Origin of the sequence: Flavobacterium sp. N1994 (genome assembly GCF_025947145.1) — a bacterium.
In the GTDB taxonomy this organism is placed as follows: domain Bacteria; phylum Bacteroidota; class Bacteroidia; order Flavobacteriales; family Flavobacteriaceae; genus Flavobacterium.
Genome location: NZ_CP109999.1, coordinates 2,664,181 through 2,681,824, shown reverse-complemented (window position 1 = coordinate 2,681,824; position 17,644 = coordinate 2,664,181). Strand labels below are relative to the sequence as shown.

Genomic DNA, 17,644 nt, shown 5'->3' with positions numbered 1-17,644 from the left:
TTAAGTTATTTATGTTCTTTAATTGGAATAATAAACAAAGGTATTTTGGTTTCTTTTAAAACGCTTTCTGTTACACTACCCATTACTGCTTTTTCGAGCCAATTATGACTATGCGAACCAATAACAATAATAGTAACATGAAGTCTTTTTGCAGTATCTAAAATAACGGTTGGAAAATCCCCTTGTTCCGCAATAATTTCAATATCTGATGCTTTTAGATGACTTTTTATATTTCCTAAAAAATTAATAGAAGATTCAATCAAACTTAGATTGTTATCAATATTGAAAAAATCATATCCATAAAATCCCATAAAAGGTTCAGAATCTATACTGTTGTAATAAGAATCATCGGCAACTACATGAAGTAAGGTCACTTTGGCATTCATACTTTTGGCTAATTCAAATCCTTTTTCAGCAATCATTCGAGCTGACAACCCATAATCTAGGGCAATTAAAACCTTTGTCATTTTATATATGTTTAACTAATTATTCTTTTATAAAGGTACTTTAGGGTAGATTTCGAACCCTTACATAACTATTTTATTATGTTGTACAATTGTCACTTTACGAAATCGATATAATACTGAAAAATATTATGCGTGCATAGTACATTATTCGAAATATTATGCTAATTTTGTGCTTCAAATTTTTCAACAAATACCAAATACATATGAAAATATTAGTTTGCATCAGTCACGTGCCTGATACTACTTCAAAAATTAATTTTGTCAATGGTGATACAGAGTTTGACACGAATGGTGTTCAATATGTGATCAATCCAAACGACGAATTCGGATTAACAAGAGCCATTTGGTTTCAAGAACAACAAGGTGCCAATGTAACCGTTGTCAATGTTGGTGGAGCTGATGCTGAAGCCACTTTGAGAAAAGCATTAGCCATTGGTGCTAACGAAGCTATACGTGTAAACGCTAATCCAACTGATGGATTTTTTGTAGCTAAACAATTAGCCGAAGTGGTTAAAACGGGTGGTTATGATTTAGTAATCTGTGGAAAAGAATCTTTAGATTATAACGGAGGAATGGTTCCCGGAATGTTAGCCTCCTTATTAGATTATAACTTTGTAAATTCTTGTACTGAATTGACAGTAGAGGGTACATCAGCAAAAGCAGCTAGAGAAATTGACGGAGGAAAAGAAATCATAGCGGTGTCTTTACCATTAGTAATTGGCGGACAAAAAGGATTGGTAGAAGAAAAAGACTTACGTATTCCAAATATGCGTGGTATTATGACGGCTAGAACTAAAGTCTTAACAGTACTAGAACCTGTTGCAGCCAACATCAATACGAAAGCGGTAAAATTTGAAAAACCAGCTCCTAAATCAGCTGTGAAATTATTTGCCGCTGATGATTTGGACGGACTAATAAACGCCTTACACAACGAAGCTAAAGTTATCTAATTTAAAAACACACAACATGTCATTATTAATATACGCAGAATCGGCAGACGGAAAATTTAAAAAAGTAGCTTTTGAATTAGCCTCTTATGCCAAAAAAGTAGCCGAATCATTAGGAACAACAGTTACTGCAGTTACTGTTAATGCAGGAAATGTTTCTGAATTATCAAAATACGGAGTAGACAAAGTAGTAAAAGTAACTAACGACAAGTTAGCCACCTTTAATGCTAAAGCATACGCCGATGTTATTAAACAAGCCGCACAAAAAGAAGGAGCTAAAGTAATTTTACTTTCTTCAACTACTGATAGTCTTTACTTGGCACCAATAGTAGCTGTTGGACTTGAAGCAGGATTTGCTTCAAACGTGGTTGGATTGCCTTTGAGCACTTCGCCTTTTCAAGTAAAAAGAAATGCTTTCTCTAACAAAGCGTTCAATATCACTGAAATCTCAACTGATGTAAAAGTATTAAGCTTAGCTAAAAACTCTTACGGAGTATTCGAAAGCGCTTCCTCTGCTTCAGAAGAAGATTTTACACCAAGTTTAAACGAAGCTGATTTCAATGTAAAAGTTGAATCAGTAGAAAAAACAACTGGAAAAGTAACTATTGCTGATGCTGATATCGTAGTTTCTGGTGGTCGTGGTTTAAAAGGTCCTGAACATTGGGGTATCCTAGAAGAATTAGCTACTGTACTAGGAGCTGCAACTGCCTGTTCTAAACCTGTTTCTGATTTAGGCTGGAGACCTCATAGTGAGCACGTAGGACAAACCGGTAAACCTGTTGCTACTAATTTGTATATTGCCATCGGAATCTCAGGAGCCATTCAGCATATAGCGGGAATTAACTCCTCAAAAGTAAAATTAGTTATCAATACAGATCCCGAAGCTCCTTTCTTCAAAGTGGCTGATTATGGTGTTGTTGGTGATGCTTTTGATATTGTTCCTAGATTAACTCAAAAATTAAAAGAGTATAAAGCTCAAAACATTTGATATTAAGAGGAGGACTGCCAGTGGCAGTCAGGTATCAAATAATTCTACAAAAAAGATAAACCAACTTATTAATTCATTAAAAGAGCTATCAGAAATTTTATTTTTTTGATAGCTCTTTTTTTAAGGCTTGAATTTTTAGAAGCGAAAAGTTTTTGTTACTTTGCAGTCCATTAAAATGACCATAAACACAAAAGACTTTGACAGCTCATACTCAAGTCTTGATACTTATAAAACATGAGTTTAGTAAAACTAACTATAAAAGGGATTTCTTATAGTCAAACGCAAAACGGAGCGTATGCTTTAATCCTGAATGAAGTAGACGGAGAACGAAAATTACCTATTGTTATTGGCGCTTTTGAGGCACAATCTATAGCTATTGCTTTAGAAAAAGAAATCAAACCACCACGTCCTTTAACCCACGATTTATTCAAAAGTTTTGCCGATCGATTTGATATTGTTGTAAAACAAGTGATTATCCACAAGCTAGTTGATGGTGTTTTTTACTCGAGTATCATTTGTGAAAGAGATAAAATTGAAGAAATTATTGACGCTCGAACTTCGGATGCTATTGCGCTGGCACTTCGCTTTAATGCTCCCATTTTTACTTATAAAAACATTTTAGACAAAGCTGGAATTTATCTTAATAATCCAACAGAATTGGAAAATCAAAATCCTGATGATGAAGGAATACTATCCACTCCAGAAACTTTTGGATTAGATAATGAGGGAAAAGCAACAGACACTTATGTCAGCATGAGTTTATCCGAGTTGCATGAATCCTTAGAAAAAGCAGTACAAGATGAGGACTATGAAAAAGCGGCCAAGATAAGAGACGAAATTTCGAAAAGAGAATCATAAAATGAAGCAGTATCATGATTTAGTGCGACACGTTTTGGAAAACGGTTGCCAAAAAGGAGACCGAACAGGAACCGGAACCAAAAGTGTTTTTGGCTACCAAATGCGTTTTGATTTAAATGAAGGGTTTCCAATGGTGACTACCAAAAAACTGCATTTGAAATCGATTATTTATGAATTACTTTGGTTCTTAAAAGGCGATACAAACATTAGTTATCTTCAAGAAAACGGGGTGAAAATTTGGGACGAATGGGCTGATGAAAATGGAGATTTAGGTCCGGTATATGGTCATCAATGGCGCAATTGGAACAGCGAAGAAATTGATCAAATCACAGAATTAATTGAAACCTTGAAGGCCAATCCAAACAGTAGAAGAATGTTAGTCTCTGCTTGGAATCCATCTGTACTTCCGGATACTTCAAAATCATTTGCTGAGAATGTAGCGAATGGAAAGGCTGCTTTGCCACCGTGTCACGCTTTCTTTCAGTTTTATGTTGCCGATGGAAAATTATCATGTCAATTGTATCAAAGAAGTGCGGACATCTTTCTAGGGGTTCCGTTCAATATAGCTTCCTATGCCTTATTCACGATGATGATTGCTCAAGTTTGCAATTTGCAAGTTGGAGAGTTCATTCATACTTTTGGTGACGCTCATATTTATAACAATCATTTTGAACAATTGGAATTGCAGTTATCCCGCGAGCCAAGACCTTTGCCAAAAATGATATTAAATCCAGAAATTAAAAACATTTTCGATTTCAAATTTGAAGACTTCACTTTGACAGATTACGATCCGCATCCACATATTAAAGGAGCAGTTGCGGTTTAAAACTCAACTATGAAAACAAAATTCATTGTATTCTTTTTATTATTTTCCAAGTTGTTATTGGCGCAAAGCGAAAATGACAAAATAGTTTATTTAGATTCTTTATGGAAGGAAACCACAAAAGAAAAACAAGTTTATTATAGAATCATAAAAGATTACTACTCCGAAAAAACTGAATATAGATTTGAAACCTACTATAAGTCTGGCAAGATTGAAATCGAAGGGAATTCAGAAATTAAAGATTATTTCTTGAGAATAGGATTGATTAAAGAGTACTATGAAAACGGTAGTTTAAAATCTGAATCAAATTACGAAAAAGGAAGGCAAAAAGGAAAGCAAACACTATGGTACGATAATGGCGTAAAAAAAATGGAAAGCGAATTTGTACTTAAAGAAGGCGAACTAATTCCTGAACTTAAAATCAATCAATTTTGGAGTAAAGAAAACAAACAGGAAGTTATCGATGGTAATGGATATATGAATGATATTTATGAAAATGGTTCATCGAAAGGCAATTTGATTAACGGATGGAAAAACGGTATTTGGGAAGGAGAAGATAAAACTAATAAATTTTCATATACCGAAAATTATGAGAACGGAAAATTAATTAATGGGAAAAGTATTGATTCACAAAATGTTGAGCACACATATACTACTGTTATGTTGCAGCCAAGACCAAAAAAAGGACTGGAGCATTTTTATAAATACATAGGCAAAAAATTTAAAATTCCTAGAAATCTTGAAAATTTAAGCGGTAAAATAGTATTGACATTTGTTATTGACAAAGAAGGAAATGCCACTGACGTAACTGTGGTTAAAAGTTTAGAGGAAGACTTAGATAATCAAGCAATTAAATTGATTGAAAATTATCCCGATTGGAGTTCGGGAGAATTAAGAGGAATAAAAGTTAAAGTGCTTTATTCAATACCTATAAAAGTTGTTGCAGCTGAATAAAAAAAATCCGTTTCGATAAATCGAAACGGATTTTTAGTTCCTAACCAAAACTAAAACTATAGTGCTAACACACTATTTTCTTCACCAGCAAATTCGTTATAAGCATAACTATCTGCTTCTGGATCATTAACATAAGTACCATCAACTAAATATTTGAACTCAAAAGAATTGTCTTTTGGTAAATCAAAAGTAGCTTTGAAAGTTCCTGTTTTTAATTTAGATAATTCCCCTTCAGCTGGATTCCAATTATTGAAATCGCCAACTACTGAAGCTTTATTTGCTTCTTTTGCCTCAATTGAAAAGGTAACTTTAACAACTGGTTTTGTTTTTATAACTTGTTTCTTGATAGCCATAACTAATTCATTTATAGATTACTGAGACAAAGTAAAGAAATAGTTTATTAGGTTTTACACCAATAATCATTTTTAGGAAATTGCTAAAAACTAAGCCAATTTTAAAGAAGATGCATAATTATAAGTACTATTAATTTTGCATCTAGAATTAAGAAAACGTTTTCTTAGTACAATATCTTAAAATGAGATTTCTCCATTTTAAAAATAAATTTTACCTTTAAGGCACAATTTTCGTCTTATGGAAGCCCAACAACATGAATTATATGAATATGCTCGTGATAGAATCAAGCAAAAAAAAGGCTTGTTTTATCATTTTATTCTGCTTTTTCTTGGTGGTGTCTTTTTAATTATAGCCAATAATTGGTTAGGCTTTTATCCTGAGACAACTTGGTGGACATGGGCAGTTACCCTTTGGATTTTCTTTTTTATTCTTCATGTTATCAAGGTTTTTGTGATCAATAATTTTATGAATAAGCATTGGGAAAGAGAACAAATTGACAAACTGATGTTAAGACAAGCCAGCAAAATAGAAAAACTAAAAAACGACTTAGAAAATTCAAAACCATCAGCCGAATGATTACACTTATTGCAGCTGTAGGCGAGAACAATGAACTGGGTAAAGACAATCAATTACTTTGGCATTTGCCCGATGACTTTAAAAGGTTTAAAAATGTAACCACTCAGCATTACATTATTATGGGAAGAAAAACTTTTGAAAGTTTCCCAAAACCTTTACCTAATAGAACCCACGTAATTATTACAAGACAAAAAGACTATCATCCTGAAGGTTGTATTATGGTAGATTCTATACAAAAAGCCATTGCGACTTGTCCTATTGGGGAAGATATATTCATTATTGGCGGAGGAGAAATTTATAACCAGTCTATTGAAATAGCTGACAAACTTGATATTACTAAAGTCCATCACACTTTTGAAGCCGATACTTTTTTTCCAGAAATTGACAATACTAAATGGAAGTTAGTTGCTTCAGAATTTCATCCAAAAGACGAAAAACATGCTTTTGATTTTAGCTTTATGACCTATATTAGAAACTAAATTTAGAGAGTCCTTCTAATTAAAATATTGGTTTATATTTGTCAAAAATTCTAGCATGTCAAAGAGTATCACTCCTTATAAAGATTCATCATTAGGTAAAAAAGAGCAAATCACTCAAATGTTTGATAACATTTCGGGGAGTTATGACGGATTGAACAGGGTCATATCGCTTGGTATTGATGTAAAGTGGAGGAAAAAAGTGGTAGCTCTTGTTGCTGCAAAAAATCCTGAAAACATTCTTGACATTGCTACTGGAACTGGAGATTTAGCCATTTTAATGACTACTACTTCGGCAAAAAAAATTGTTGGGCTTGATCTTTCAGTAGGTATGTTAGATGTTGGGAAACAAAAAATTCTTGACAAAAAATTGGATGAAACAATTGAAATGGTAGTTGGTGATAGTGAAAATATTCCCTTTCCTGACAATCATTTTGATGCTATTACGGTTTCTTTTGGCATCCGAAATTTTGAAACTTTAGACAAAGGATTGGCAGAGATTTATAGAGTTTTAAAACCTAATGGTCTATTTGTGATATTAGAAACCTCGCTTCCAACTAAATTCCCATTCAAACAAGGACATGCTTTTTATACTAAATTCATTTTGCCAATCATTGGAAAAATCTTCTCTAAAGACAATAAAGCCTACGGTTATTTATCAGAATCGGCAGCAAATTTTCCTTTTGGCGAAGCCTTAAACAATATTTTGAGAAAAAATTCGTTTATAGACTGTAAAGCTATGCCGCAAACATTTGGTGTTGCCACTATTTACACCGCAACCAAAAAATGAAACTGGATTTTTCAGTAGTGCTATGAAAAAAATATTTATTCTATTTCTATTATTATCCATCCATGCTAAAGCCCAATTAGGCAAAAGTATGTTTACCAAAGATCCTATAATAAATTTAGAAAACTTTGATAAACAAAGAGTGTATTGGGGATATTATTTAGGGTTTAGTAATTTCGATTTCAAAATGGATTACAAAACCAATGACGGCACAGGTATAGATGTTCAAGGAAATTCAGGGTTTAATGTTGGGCTTATTGGTGCTCTCAGATTACAAGAATATTTAGAATTGCGATTTGAACCCGGCTTGTATTATGCTAGCCGAACACTAACTTACTCTCAATTTTCTAATGAAAGAGACGGCCTAAGAGAAGTTAAAGCTACCTATATTGATTTTCCAATATTACTGAAATTTTCTGCCTTAAGAACAGGAAATGTTAGACCTTATTTAGTAGGCGGTGTCTCGGCGACTTTAAATCTTTCTAGTAATTCTAAATCAAAAGATGATAATGCTCAACAAAAATTTAGAGTTCAACCTTGGACACAAAATCTCCAATTGGGTTTTGGTATTGACTTATACTTTGAATACTTCAAATTCTCCCCTTCTATTCGAGGTGTGTTTGGTTTAAAAAACGAACTCATTCCTGATGAAGATCCCAATAGCCCTTGGACCGGCAATATAGAATCCATGAAAACGAGAGCGATTCTTATCAATTTCACTTTCAATTAAAAATTGCAAAACCATTGCGATTAGGAGTTTCTTCTAAATTCACTTAACAAAATAGCGGTGGCAGTGGCTACATTCAAACTTTCTGTTTGTTGCAAAGTCCCAAATCGTGGAATGGCTATTTTATTTTTTGCCAGTTTCTGTAATTCTGAAGAGATTCCATTGGCTTCATTACCTAATATCAAAATACATTCTTTCGGCAATTCTTCTTTGTAGATATTATTTCCATCCATAAAAGTGCCATAAACTGGAAGTGGACTATTTAAAATAAACGCTTTCAAATCGACATAATTCACATTGACTCTCGCAATAGAACCCATAGTAGCTTGAATTACTTTTGGATTGTAAACATCAACTGTCTCTGAAGAACATAGTAATTGGGTTATACCAAACCAATCACAAAGTCGAATAATAGTTCCTAAGTTTCCTGGATCTCGAATGTCATCTAAGGCTACTATTAGTCCGTTATCATTTATTGTTGAAGGTGCTGGAATTTTAAAAAGGGCCAAACAAGAACTTGGTGAGCTTAGTGCCGAAATTCGTTTCATGTCTTGCTCTTTAACGACTGTTTTTTGAGCATTATTTACTTGTTCAAAAATAGCTTCAGTAACGAATAAATGTTCGAGTACAAAATTTGATTGTAACAATTCTTGAATTACTTTTACGCCTTCAGCAATAAACAATTGGTGTTCTTGTCGGTATTTTTTATGCTGAATGCTTGTAATTAATTTTATTTGGTTTTTACTAACCATAAAATACTGTACTTTTGAATTAAATATTTCGAAACACTTGAAAAATAGTCTCACAAAAATATCATTATTTATTCTAATAGGAGTAATTATCTTTGGATGTAATACCACAAAAAGAGTTCCTAACGGAAAAAGTCTTCTAACTAAAAATGATATTTATGTTGATGGCAAAAAAAACAATGTGGAGGATATTTTTAATCAACTCTATCAAAAGCAAAATAGCTCCATTCTTGGGTATCGTCTTCGATTGAATATTTACAATTTAGCCAAAGAAAAGACCGATTCTATTTATAGAGCAAAGTTTGCTCATAATCCGAAGAAATATTTCCGAAAAGTCAAGTGGCTTTCTAAAAAACAAGTCAAACGATTAGGGCAATCCTTTTGGTATGCAGGGATTCATAATTTCTTAAGAAAAACGGGGGAAGCTCCAGTAATTTTAGATACGGTAAGCACCAAAAAATCGCTACGCCGATTGAAATCTTATTATTTTAATAGGGGCTATTTTGATGTAACTACCCAATATAAAATTGACAGCGTTGGCCCTAAAAAGACAAAGCTCAGATATGATATCAAAACGGGCAAACCTTACATTGTTGACAGTATTCATTCCTATATTTCTAGTAAACCGCTAGACTCGATTTATCAATTGAGAAAAAAAAATTCATTGCTTAAATCAGGAGTGAAATTTGCCACTAGCAATTTTGATGCAGAGAAAGCAAGAATTACTGCCGACTTCAGGAATAATGGCGCCTATCGTTTTCAGCAAAACTATGTGACTTATGATATTGACACTTTGACCAATAAACATTTGGCGAATGTTGATTTAGTGATAGAAAATGAAACGATAAGACAAGAGGATAGTATTAAAAACATCCCTTTTGAATTGTATAAAATAAGTAAGGTTAATATTTATACGGATCATAGTCCAGTAAATCCAAATGCTCCGATTAAAGACAGTACCGTTTATAAAGATTTTACTTTATACAGTGTACACAAATTAAAATACCGTCCAAAATCATTAACTGATGGAATCTTTGTAGCTAAAGGCAATTATTTTTCCGAAAACCGAACCACATTAACTTCTAAATACCTGAGTAATCTTAAAGTTTTCAACTATCCATTAATTCAATATGTAGAAGATAAAAATGTAAAGAACGGATTGATTGCCAATATTTATTTAACTCCGAGAAAAAAATATACGTTTGGTTATTCTAATGATTTTACGCATTCTAACATTCAGGATTTTGGTATTTCAGGTAATACCTTTTTAGGCATTCGAAACGTATTTAATGGAGCAGAAACTTTTGAAATTGGCTTTAGAGGAAACATTGGCGCCTCAAGAGATATGGCTAATCCGAATAATAATTTCTTTAACATCTCCGAAATTGGGGCTGATGCCAAATTGAATTTCCCAAGGTTATTTTTACCATTCAAAACCGATAAAATCATTCCAAAAACCATGATTCCTTACTCTACAATTAGCGTAGGATATTCGAAACAGACAAACATTGGATTAGATAAACAAAACTTCACCAGCTCATTGGTTTATAATTGGACTCCAAGAAAAAATACCTCTTTCCGTTTTGATTTATTTAATATTCAGTTTGTAAAAAACATAAACCCAAGCAACTACTTTAATGTTTATCGTTCTTCTTATAACGTTTTAAATACGTTGGCCATCAATTATGGTGCTAGTTCAAGTTATTTTACCGATGGAAATTTAAGAATTGAAGATGGCGTTAATAATTTCTTGACGGATGTAGACAATAATGCCTTTCCGCTACTCTCTGCGACAGATGCAAGGTCTATTAGAAGTATTGTGGAACAAAGAACGAGATTAACTGAGGATAATTTAATTTTTGCCTCTAGTATTTCGTTCTCAAAAACCTCTAAAAAGGATATCTATGATAATAATTTCTATGCTCTAAGAGCCAAATTGGAATCCGCTGGGAATACCTTATCTATAGTATCCGCCGCTTCAAAGTTGACACAAGGAGGTTCCAAAACTGCTTTTGGAGTGGCCTATTCTCAATACATAAAAACAGAGTTTGAATTTATCAAACATTGGGATTTGTCTCGTAAAAAAGTATTGGCTGCAAAGGCATTCATTGGCGTTGCTATTCCTTATGGCAACTCTAATAGTGTTCCTTTTTCACGAAGTTATTTTGCTGGTGGATCTAATGATATTAGAGCCTGGCAATCTTATGGTTTGGGACCAGGAAAAACAGGTTCGGTTAATGATTTTAATGAAGCGAATATGAAATTGCTATTTAGCACCGAATTTAGGTTTAATATTTTCCAACAATTATACGGAGCACTATTTGTTGATTCAGGAAACATTTGGAATATAAAAGACATAGTAACTAATCCTGATGCTACATTCACGGGCTTGAAGTCTTTAGAAAATATTGCCATCGGTTCAGGTTTCGGATTTAGATATGACTTTAATTTCTTTGTGGTACGATTAGATTTTGGCTTCAAAACCTATAATCCGGCGAGAGTTGAAAATGATAAATGGCTGAAAGAAATGCGTTTTGACAAATCCGTTTTAAATATTGGAATTAATTATCCTTTCTAAAATTAGAAATTATTATTTTTGTACACTTAACTTTAAAAACACACGACAATGTCCCACAATATTAAACCTGGAGTAGCCACTGGAGATGAAGTTCAAGCTATTTTTGCTTACGCTAAAGAAAAAGGATTTGCGCTTCCTGCAGTAAATGTAATTGGATCAAGCACTATTAATGGTGTTTTGGAAACGGCTGCTAAATTGAAAGCCCCTGTTATCATTCAGTTTTCAAATGGTGGCGCGGCATATAATGCTGGAAAAGGACTTTCTAATACTGGGGAAAAAGCAGCTATCGCTGGTGCCATTGCAGGTGCTAAACACATTCATACACTAGCAGAAGCCTATGGAGCGACCGTAATTTTACATACTGACCACTGTGCCAAAAAATTATTGCCATGGGTTGATGGGTTGTTAGATGCTTCTGAAAAACATTTCGCCGAAACTGGAAAACCTTTATTTTCATCCCACATGCTTGATTTATCAGAAGAACCAATGCATGAAAACATTGAAATCTGCAAAACGTATTTGGCTCGTATGAGTAAAATGGGAATGACTTTAGAAATTGAATTAGGAATTACCGGTGGTGAAGAAGATGGTGTGGATAACTCTGGTGTTGATCATTCTGAATTGTACTCTACTCCTACAGAAGTTGATTTTGCTTATTCCGAATTACTAAAAGTGAGCCCACGTTTCACTATTGCAGCAGCTTTCGGTAACGTTCATGGTGTTTACAAACCAGGGAACGTAAAATTAACCCCAACGATTCTTAGAGATTCTCAAGATTACATACAGAAAAAACATAACACGGGTAAAAATCCAGTTGATTTTGTATTTCATGGTGGTTCTGGTTCAACTTTAGAAGAAATCAGAGAAGCTATAAGTTATGGAGTGGTCAAAATGAATATCGATACTGATTTGCAATTTGCTTACACAGAAGGCATCCGTGATTATATGGTAAATAATATTGAGTACCTAAGAACTCAAATTGGAAATCCAGACGGACCCGATTCTCCAAACAAAAAACACTACGATCCAAGAAAATGGATTCGTGAAGGCGAATTAACGTTTAACAAAAGATTAGAGGAAGCTTTTGCTGACTTAAACAACGTAAATACTTTATAAATTTAAATTACAGATTATAAATTATTAGGCACCTTTTAATTTGTAATTCGTAATTCATAATTCTCAATTAATTATGGCTTGGTTTAAAAGAACAGAAAAAGGGATTACCACCGCAACCGAAGATAAGAAAGACGTTCCAAAAGGATTATGGTATAAATCACCCACTGGAAAAATTATTGATCAAGATGAATTAGCCAGAAATCTTTGGGTAAGCCCTGAAGATGATTTTCATGTTAGAATTGGCAGTAAAGAATATTTTGAAATTTTGTTTGACAATAACGAATTCAAAGAATTAGATGCAAAAATGACTTCTAAAGACCCTTTGAATTTTGTTGATACCAAAAAATATTCTGAAAGATTAAAAGACGCTATTGACAAAACGGGATTAAAAGATGCCGTTCGTACAGGTGTTGGAAAATCGAAAGGAAAAGACTTAGTAGTTTGCTGCATGGATTTTGCTTTCATTGGCGGTTCTATGGGAGCTGTTGTTGGAGAAAAAATAGCCAGAGGAATTGATTACTCTATCAAACACAGAATCCCTTTTGTGATGATATCCAAATCGGGTGGTGCTCGTATGATGGAAGCGGCTTATTCTTTGATGCAGTTAGCAAAAACTTCCGCAAAATTGGCGCAATTGGCTGAAGCAAAAATTCCTTATATATCCCTTTGTACTGACCCAACCACAGGAGGAACTACGGCTTCTTATGCTATGTTAGGAGATGTAAATATTTCGGAGCCTGGCGCTTTGATTGGTTTTGCTGGTCCTAGAGTAGTTCGTGATACTACTGGTAAAGATTTGCCAGAAGGTTTTCAAACAGCTGAGTTTGTATTAGATCATGGTTTCCTTGATTTTATTGTACATCGTAAGGAATTAAAAGATAAGATTAACTTATATCTTGATTTGATTTTGAATGAAGATGTGAGATAAGGTTTTACCGCTTTAAAATACTAAAACACAAAGTTTACGCTTTGTGTTTTTTTTTGCTTTTAACTGAAATTTTTGAAACCGTTAAACGCCCGTCAGTTGCGGGATTTGAAGCTTTATAAAAAAAAGACAGAACAACTTAAAAATTCATGCCTATAAACCGTTTAGTTTATAGGCATCAACCAATCAGTTTATAGGCATAAACTAAACGGTTTACAAGTATCAATTGAAAAGAGTGCTAATTACTAAAAACTACATCCCACTCCTAATGGCTTCAACAGGATCTAAACGAGATGCAGAAATAGCAGGAAGTATTCCAGCAATTAAACCAATAACAGCTGCTAGACTTGTTCCTAGGATGATGTTTCCTATGCCAAGCACAAATTCAAAATCTAGGACTTTGGTTAGAATGAGCGCTATTATCCAAACCAAAAATAAGCCCACGATTCCACCAATAACACAAAGGATGACAGCTTCAAAAAGAAACTGAAAAAGGATAAACTTGTTTTTGGCTCCCAATGATTTTTGGATACCAATAAGACTAGTTCTTTCTTTTACAGAAACAAACATAATATTAGCAATTCCAAAACCACCAACCAACAGAGAGAACAGACTTATAATCCACCCTCCTATTTTAAGATTACCTATGATTCCATCAATTAAATCAGTGAATCCCGACAAAACGTTGATGAAAAAATTATCGATATCTCCTTGTTTTACCCCTCTAACGTTACGAAGTTTTTGAGCTATTTCTCCTTTTAGGGCATCCATATCAACTCCCTTTTCGGGCTTAATAATAATGACTGGTAGCACTTGAGGGTTATTATCGCCATATATTCTTCTCAAGAAAGTGGATGGAAAAAAAGCCGAAGTATCATCCCCACCTCCAAGATCCATTCCAGAACCTTTCTTTTTGGTTACCCCAATAACGGTAAATTGTTGCCCGTACATTCTAACTGTTTTTCCAATTGGATCAAAATCTTCAAACAAACTTTTGGCAATATCATAGCCTAAAACAACTACTTGTTTTCCTGCATTGGATTCTGCTTCATTGAAAAAACGCCCTTCTGAAAATTCCATTCGCTGAATATCTACAAACTCTGAAGTCACCGGAACCATATTAACAGCAGAAACGGTTTTTGATTCTTGTTTGATATTTTGATTGGAAGTAAAATATTGAAAGCAGGTATTCTCCACATGATTCAAAGAGCCTTTTAAATATTGGTATTCTTCGAAATTTACTTTTGGAAAATGTTCTCTTTTCCATCTTGGCACTTCGGTTGGGCCAAAGGATTGACTAGTTAAATAAATGGTATTTTTATCTAAAGTACTTAAATCGGCTTTTATTTTTTTATCCAATGAATCGACAGCTGCTAGTACCGCAATAATAGAAAATATTCCGATGGTAACTCCCAATAAAGAAAGCATCGTTCGCAATTTATTGTTGCGTAACGCATTCATGGCAAAGGCAAAACTTTCTTTAAGCAGTCTGAAATAAAGTAACATGTACTAGTTGTTTTTGGAATTGTAAATTTCAATAAAAATAATGGAAATCCGAGCTATTTTATCAAATGACTTATAGGTGTCATAAAATAAAATATTGTTACAGTTCTTGCTTGAATTTTGCTGGCAAAAAAACTACTTTTGTTGGCTTAAACACAACTACACTATGAGCACTACAAAAACAATCCAATCGGCACTGATTTCAGTGTTTTCAAAAGAGGGTTTAGAACCCATCGTTCGGCAACTACACGAACAAAATGTCACTCTATATTCCACTGGTGGCACGGAAGAATTTATTACTAATTTAGGAATTCCAGTAGTTCCTGTAGAAGAAGTAACTTCCTATCCCTCAATTTTAGGGGGTCGAGTAAAAACATTACATCCAAAAATATTTGGAGGCATCTTAAACCGTCAAGAAAATGCTGGGGATGTTCAAGAAATGATTGATTTTGAAATTCCACAAATTGATTTAGTCATTGTGGATTTGTATCCGTTTGAAAAAACAGTTGCTTCGGGAGCTAGTGAAGCAGATATAATTGAAAAAATTGATATTGGTGGTATTTCCTTAATTCGGGCTGCAGCCAAAAATTTTAAAGATACTGTTATTGTGGCTTCGGTTAAAGAATATGCCATGTTGTTGGATTTAATTTCTACTCAAAACGGAGCGACAACTTTGGAACAAAGAAAAGTATTAGCCACTAGAGCTTTTCATGTTTCCTCCCATTATGACACTGCTATTTTTAATTATTTCAATACCGACGAAACCTATTTCAAAACTAGTATTGACAATGGTCAGATATTACGCTATGGTGAAAACCCGCATCAGAAAGGCTTTTTCTTTGGAGACTTTGATACAATGTTTACCAAATTGCACGGTAAGGAATTGTCGTATAACAATTTGCTTGATGTTGATGCCGCTGTAAATTTGATCTTGGAATTCAAAGAAAATCAGCCAACTTTTGCCATTTTGAAGCATAATAATGCTTGTGGACTGGCGACAAGAAGCACTATGAAAGATGCTTATTTAGCCGCTTTAGCTGGCGATCCTACTTCTGCTTTTGGAGGAGTTTTGATTGCTAATGGCAAAATAGATTTGGCAACAGCCCATGAAATAAATTCACTTTTTTGTGAAGTTGTTATTGCTCCAAGTTATGATGATGAAGCGATCGCCATTTTATCAGAAAAGAAAAACAGAATCATCTTGGTTCAACATGATGTGGCCTTACCCAACCGTCAAGTGAGAACCTGTTTGAACGGCCTTTTGGTTCAGGATAAAAACAATGTTACCGACTCTAAATCCGACTTAAAAACAGTAACCAACACAGCACCTACTGAGCAAGAAATTGACGATTTATTATTTGCTTCAAAAATTTGTAAAAATACTAAATCAAACACGATTGTATTTGCAAAAAACAGTACATTAGTAGCATCGGGGACAGGTCAAACTTCTCGAGTAGATGCTTTGAAACAAGCGATTGAAAAAGCAACTACTTTTGGTTTTGATTTGCATGGAGCAGTGATGGCAAGTGATGCATTTTTCCCTTTTCCAGACTGTGTCGAAATTGCTCACAATGCTGGAATTACCGCTGTAATTCAACCCGGAGGCTCTATAAAAGATGAGCTGAGCATTAATTTTTGCAATGAAAATAAAGTTGCAATGGTATTTACAGGAACACGTCATTTTAAACATTAATTTGTTTAACTTTGTGCGTTAAAATTTTATAAACGTTAAACCCTAAATAAACCTATGGGATTTTTTGATTTCATGACTGAGGACATCGCTATTGACCTTGGTACCGCAAACACTCTGATAATACACAACGATAAGGTTGTAATTGATAGCCCATCAATTGTTGCTAGAGACCGAATATCGGGAAAAATTATCGCTGTTGGAAAAGAAGCCAACATGATGCAGGGAAAAACCCATGAAAACATAAAAACCATACGTCCTTTGAAAGATGGGGTTATTGCCGATTTTGATGCATCAGAAAAAATGATTTCGATGTTCATCAAAAGCATTCCAGCGTTAAAGAAAAAAATGTTTACACCAGCACTTCGAATGGTGGTTTGTATTCCTTCTGGAATTACTGAAGTAGAGATGCGTGCGGTAAAAGAAAGTTGTGAACGTGTAAACGGAAAAGAAGTATACTTAATTCACGAGCCAATGGCTGCGGCAATTGGTATTGGTATCGACATTATGCAACCAAAAGGAAACATGATTGTGGATATCGGAGGAGGAACTACAGAAATTGCGGTTATTGCTTTAGGCGGAATCGTATGTGATAAATCGGTTAAAATTGCTGGTGATGTTTTCACCAATGATATCGTGTATTACATGAGAACACAACACAATTTATTTGTTGGAGAAAGTACTGCTGAGAAAATCAAAATTACCATTGGAGCAGCTACAGATGATTTAGAAACTCCACCAGATGATATGTCAGTACAAGGTCGAGATTTATTGACTGGAAAACCAAAACAAGTGGAAGTATCCTATAGAGAAATTGCAAAAGCTTTAGACAAATCCATCCAACGTATTGAAGATGCTATCATGGAAACGTTATCACAAACGCCACCAGAATTAGCTGCTGATATTTACAACACCGGAATCTACCTTGCAGGTGGAGGTTCGATGTTGAGAGGATTAGACAAACGTATCTCTCAAAAAACAGATTTACCAGTTTATATCGCCGAAGATCCCTTAAGAGCTGTTGTTCGAGGAACTGGAATGGCACTTAAAAATATACCAAAATTCAGAAGTATTTTAATTAAATAATTAAGTCTGAGACTAATTATTTTTTATCTTTATTTCGAAG

At 34.0% G+C, this 17,644-nt stretch carries 18 protein-coding genes; 14 read left to right on the top strand and 4 right to left on the bottom strand.

Going from position 1 to position 17,644, the window contains the following annotated elements; genetic code table 11:
- Positions 1–5: 5 nt before the first annotated feature.
- Entirely contained in the window at positions 6–467 is a 462-nt protein-coding gene (locus OLM53_RS12050; protein ID WP_264520482.1) for a universal stress protein, read from the bottom strand.
- Between the two features lie 203 nt (positions 468–670).
- Between OLM53_RS12050 and OLM53_RS12045 the strand changes: the two genes are divergently transcribed.
- From OLM53_RS12045 to OLM53_RS12025, 5 genes are all read left to right on the top strand, one after another.
- Positions 671–1,417 (top strand): electron transfer flavoprotein subunit beta/FixA family protein, encoded by a 747-nt coding sequence (locus tag OLM53_RS12045; RefSeq protein ID WP_264520481.1) that lies wholly within the window; start codon positions 671–673, stop codon positions 1,415–1,417.
- A gap of 16 nt (positions 1,418–1,433) precedes the next feature.
- Complete coding sequence (locus OLM53_RS12040) at positions 1,434–2,402, top strand: electron transfer flavoprotein subunit alpha/FixB family protein (protein ID WP_264520480.1); 969 nt, start codon at positions 1,434–1,436, stop codon at positions 2,400–2,402.
- A 234-nt stretch (positions 2,403–2,636) separates the two neighbouring features.
- Positions 2,637–3,260, top strand: a complete 624-nt coding sequence (locus tag OLM53_RS12035) for a bifunctional nuclease family protein (RefSeq protein WP_264520479.1) — start codon at positions 2,637–2,639, stop codon at positions 3,258–3,260.
- A gap of 1 nt (position 3,261) precedes the next feature.
- Positions 3,262–4,086, top strand: coding sequence for a thymidylate synthase (locus OLM53_RS12030; RefSeq protein WP_264520478.1), 825 nt, complete (start codon positions 3,262–3,264; stop codon positions 4,084–4,086).
- Positions 4,087–4,095: 9 nt separating this feature from the next.
- A complete protein-coding gene (locus OLM53_RS12025; RefSeq protein WP_264520477.1) occupies positions 4,096–5,037 on the top strand; it encodes an energy transducer TonB in 942 nt (313 codons plus the stop codon).
- A 56-nt stretch (positions 5,038–5,093) separates the two neighbouring features.
- On the opposite strand, the gene OLM53_RS12020 is transcribed toward OLM53_RS12025, so the two are convergent.
- Complete coding sequence (locus OLM53_RS12020; RefSeq protein WP_264520476.1) at positions 5,094–5,390, bottom strand: isoamylase early set domain-containing protein; 297 nt, start codon at positions 5,388–5,390, stop codon at positions 5,094–5,096.
- A 238-nt stretch (positions 5,391–5,628) separates the two neighbouring features.
- Between OLM53_RS12020 and OLM53_RS12015 the strand changes: the two genes are divergently transcribed.
- Genes OLM53_RS12015 through OLM53_RS12000 form a run of 4 tightly spaced genes read left to right on the top strand, consistent with a single transcriptional unit; the run spans position 5,629 to position 7,960 of the window.
- Complete coding sequence (locus OLM53_RS12015) at positions 5,629–5,967, top strand: 2TM domain-containing protein (protein ID WP_264520475.1); 339 nt, start codon at positions 5,629–5,631, stop codon at positions 5,965–5,967.
- A complete protein-coding gene (locus OLM53_RS12010) occupies positions 5,964–6,446 on the top strand; it encodes a dihydrofolate reductase (RefSeq protein ID WP_264520474.1) in 483 nt (160 codons plus the stop codon). Before OLM53_RS12015 ends, OLM53_RS12010 begins: the two co-directional genes overlap by 4 nt.
- A 55-nt stretch (positions 6,447–6,501) precedes the next feature.
- Positions 6,502–7,233, top strand: coding sequence for a bifunctional demethylmenaquinone methyltransferase/2-methoxy-6-polyprenyl-1,4-benzoquinol methylase UbiE (ubiE, locus tag OLM53_RS12005; protein WP_264520473.1), 732 nt, complete (start codon positions 6,502–6,504; stop codon positions 7,231–7,233).
- A gap of 22 nt (positions 7,234–7,255) precedes the next feature.
- Positions 7,256–7,960, top strand: a complete 705-nt coding sequence (locus OLM53_RS12000; RefSeq protein WP_264520472.1) for a porin family protein — start codon at positions 7,256–7,258, stop codon at positions 7,958–7,960.
- 20 nt (positions 7,961–7,980) lie between these two features.
- Here the strand turns inward: OLM53_RS12000 and OLM53_RS11995 are convergent, their stop codons facing one another.
- Complete coding sequence (locus OLM53_RS11995; protein ID WP_264520471.1) at positions 7,981–8,709, bottom strand: TrmH family RNA methyltransferase; 729 nt, start codon at positions 8,707–8,709, stop codon at positions 7,981–7,983.
- Positions 8,710–8,746: 37 nt separating this feature from the next.
- Between OLM53_RS11995 and OLM53_RS11990 the strand changes: the two genes are divergently transcribed.
- The 3 genes from OLM53_RS11990 to accD all read left to right on the top strand — a co-directional run bounded on the left by OLM53_RS11990 (position 8,747) and on the right by accD (position 13,328).
- Positions 8,747–11,284 (top strand): outer membrane protein assembly factor, encoded by a 2,538-nt coding sequence (locus OLM53_RS11990; RefSeq protein WP_264520470.1) that lies wholly within the window; start codon positions 8,747–8,749, stop codon positions 11,282–11,284.
- 48 nt (positions 11,285–11,332) lie between these two features.
- Positions 11,333–12,400 carry a class II fructose-bisphosphate aldolase gene (fbaA, locus tag OLM53_RS11985; RefSeq protein ID WP_264520469.1) on the top strand — a complete coding sequence of 356 codons (1,068 nt, stop codon included), beginning with the start codon at positions 11,333–11,335 and terminating at the stop codon, positions 12,398–12,400.
- 73 nt (positions 12,401–12,473) lie between these two features.
- The gene (accD, locus tag OLM53_RS11980) at positions 12,474–13,328 is read left to right on the top strand and encodes an acetyl-CoA carboxylase, carboxyltransferase subunit beta (protein WP_264520468.1); all 855 of its coding nucleotides are present in this window, start codon (positions 12,474–12,476) and stop codon (positions 13,326–13,328) included.
- A 249-nt stretch (positions 13,329–13,577) separates the two neighbouring features.
- Here accD and OLM53_RS11975 read toward each other — a convergent pair whose 3' ends face one another.
- Positions 13,578–14,831: an ABC transporter permease gene (locus OLM53_RS11975; RefSeq protein ID WP_264520467.1), complete on the bottom strand. Its 1,254-nt coding sequence runs from the start codon at positions 14,829–14,831 to the stop codon at positions 13,578–13,580.
- A 163-nt stretch (positions 14,832–14,994) separates the two neighbouring features.
- Here OLM53_RS11975 and purH point away from each other — a divergent pair, with 163 nt between their 5' ends.
- Together purH and OLM53_RS11965 are read left to right on the top strand one after the other, a co-directional pair.
- The gene (purH, locus tag OLM53_RS11970) at positions 14,995–16,521 is read left to right on the top strand and encodes a bifunctional phosphoribosylaminoimidazolecarboxamide formyltransferase/IMP cyclohydrolase (protein ID WP_264520466.1); all 1,527 of its coding nucleotides are present in this window, start codon (positions 14,995–14,997) and stop codon (positions 16,519–16,521) included.
- Positions 16,522–16,575: 54 nt separating this feature from the next.
- On the top strand, positions 16,576–17,604 hold the full coding sequence (locus OLM53_RS11965) for a rod shape-determining protein (RefSeq protein WP_121312631.1): 1,029 nt from the start codon (positions 16,576–16,578) through the stop codon (positions 17,602–17,604).
- Positions 17,605–17,644: the final 40 nt, after the last annotated feature.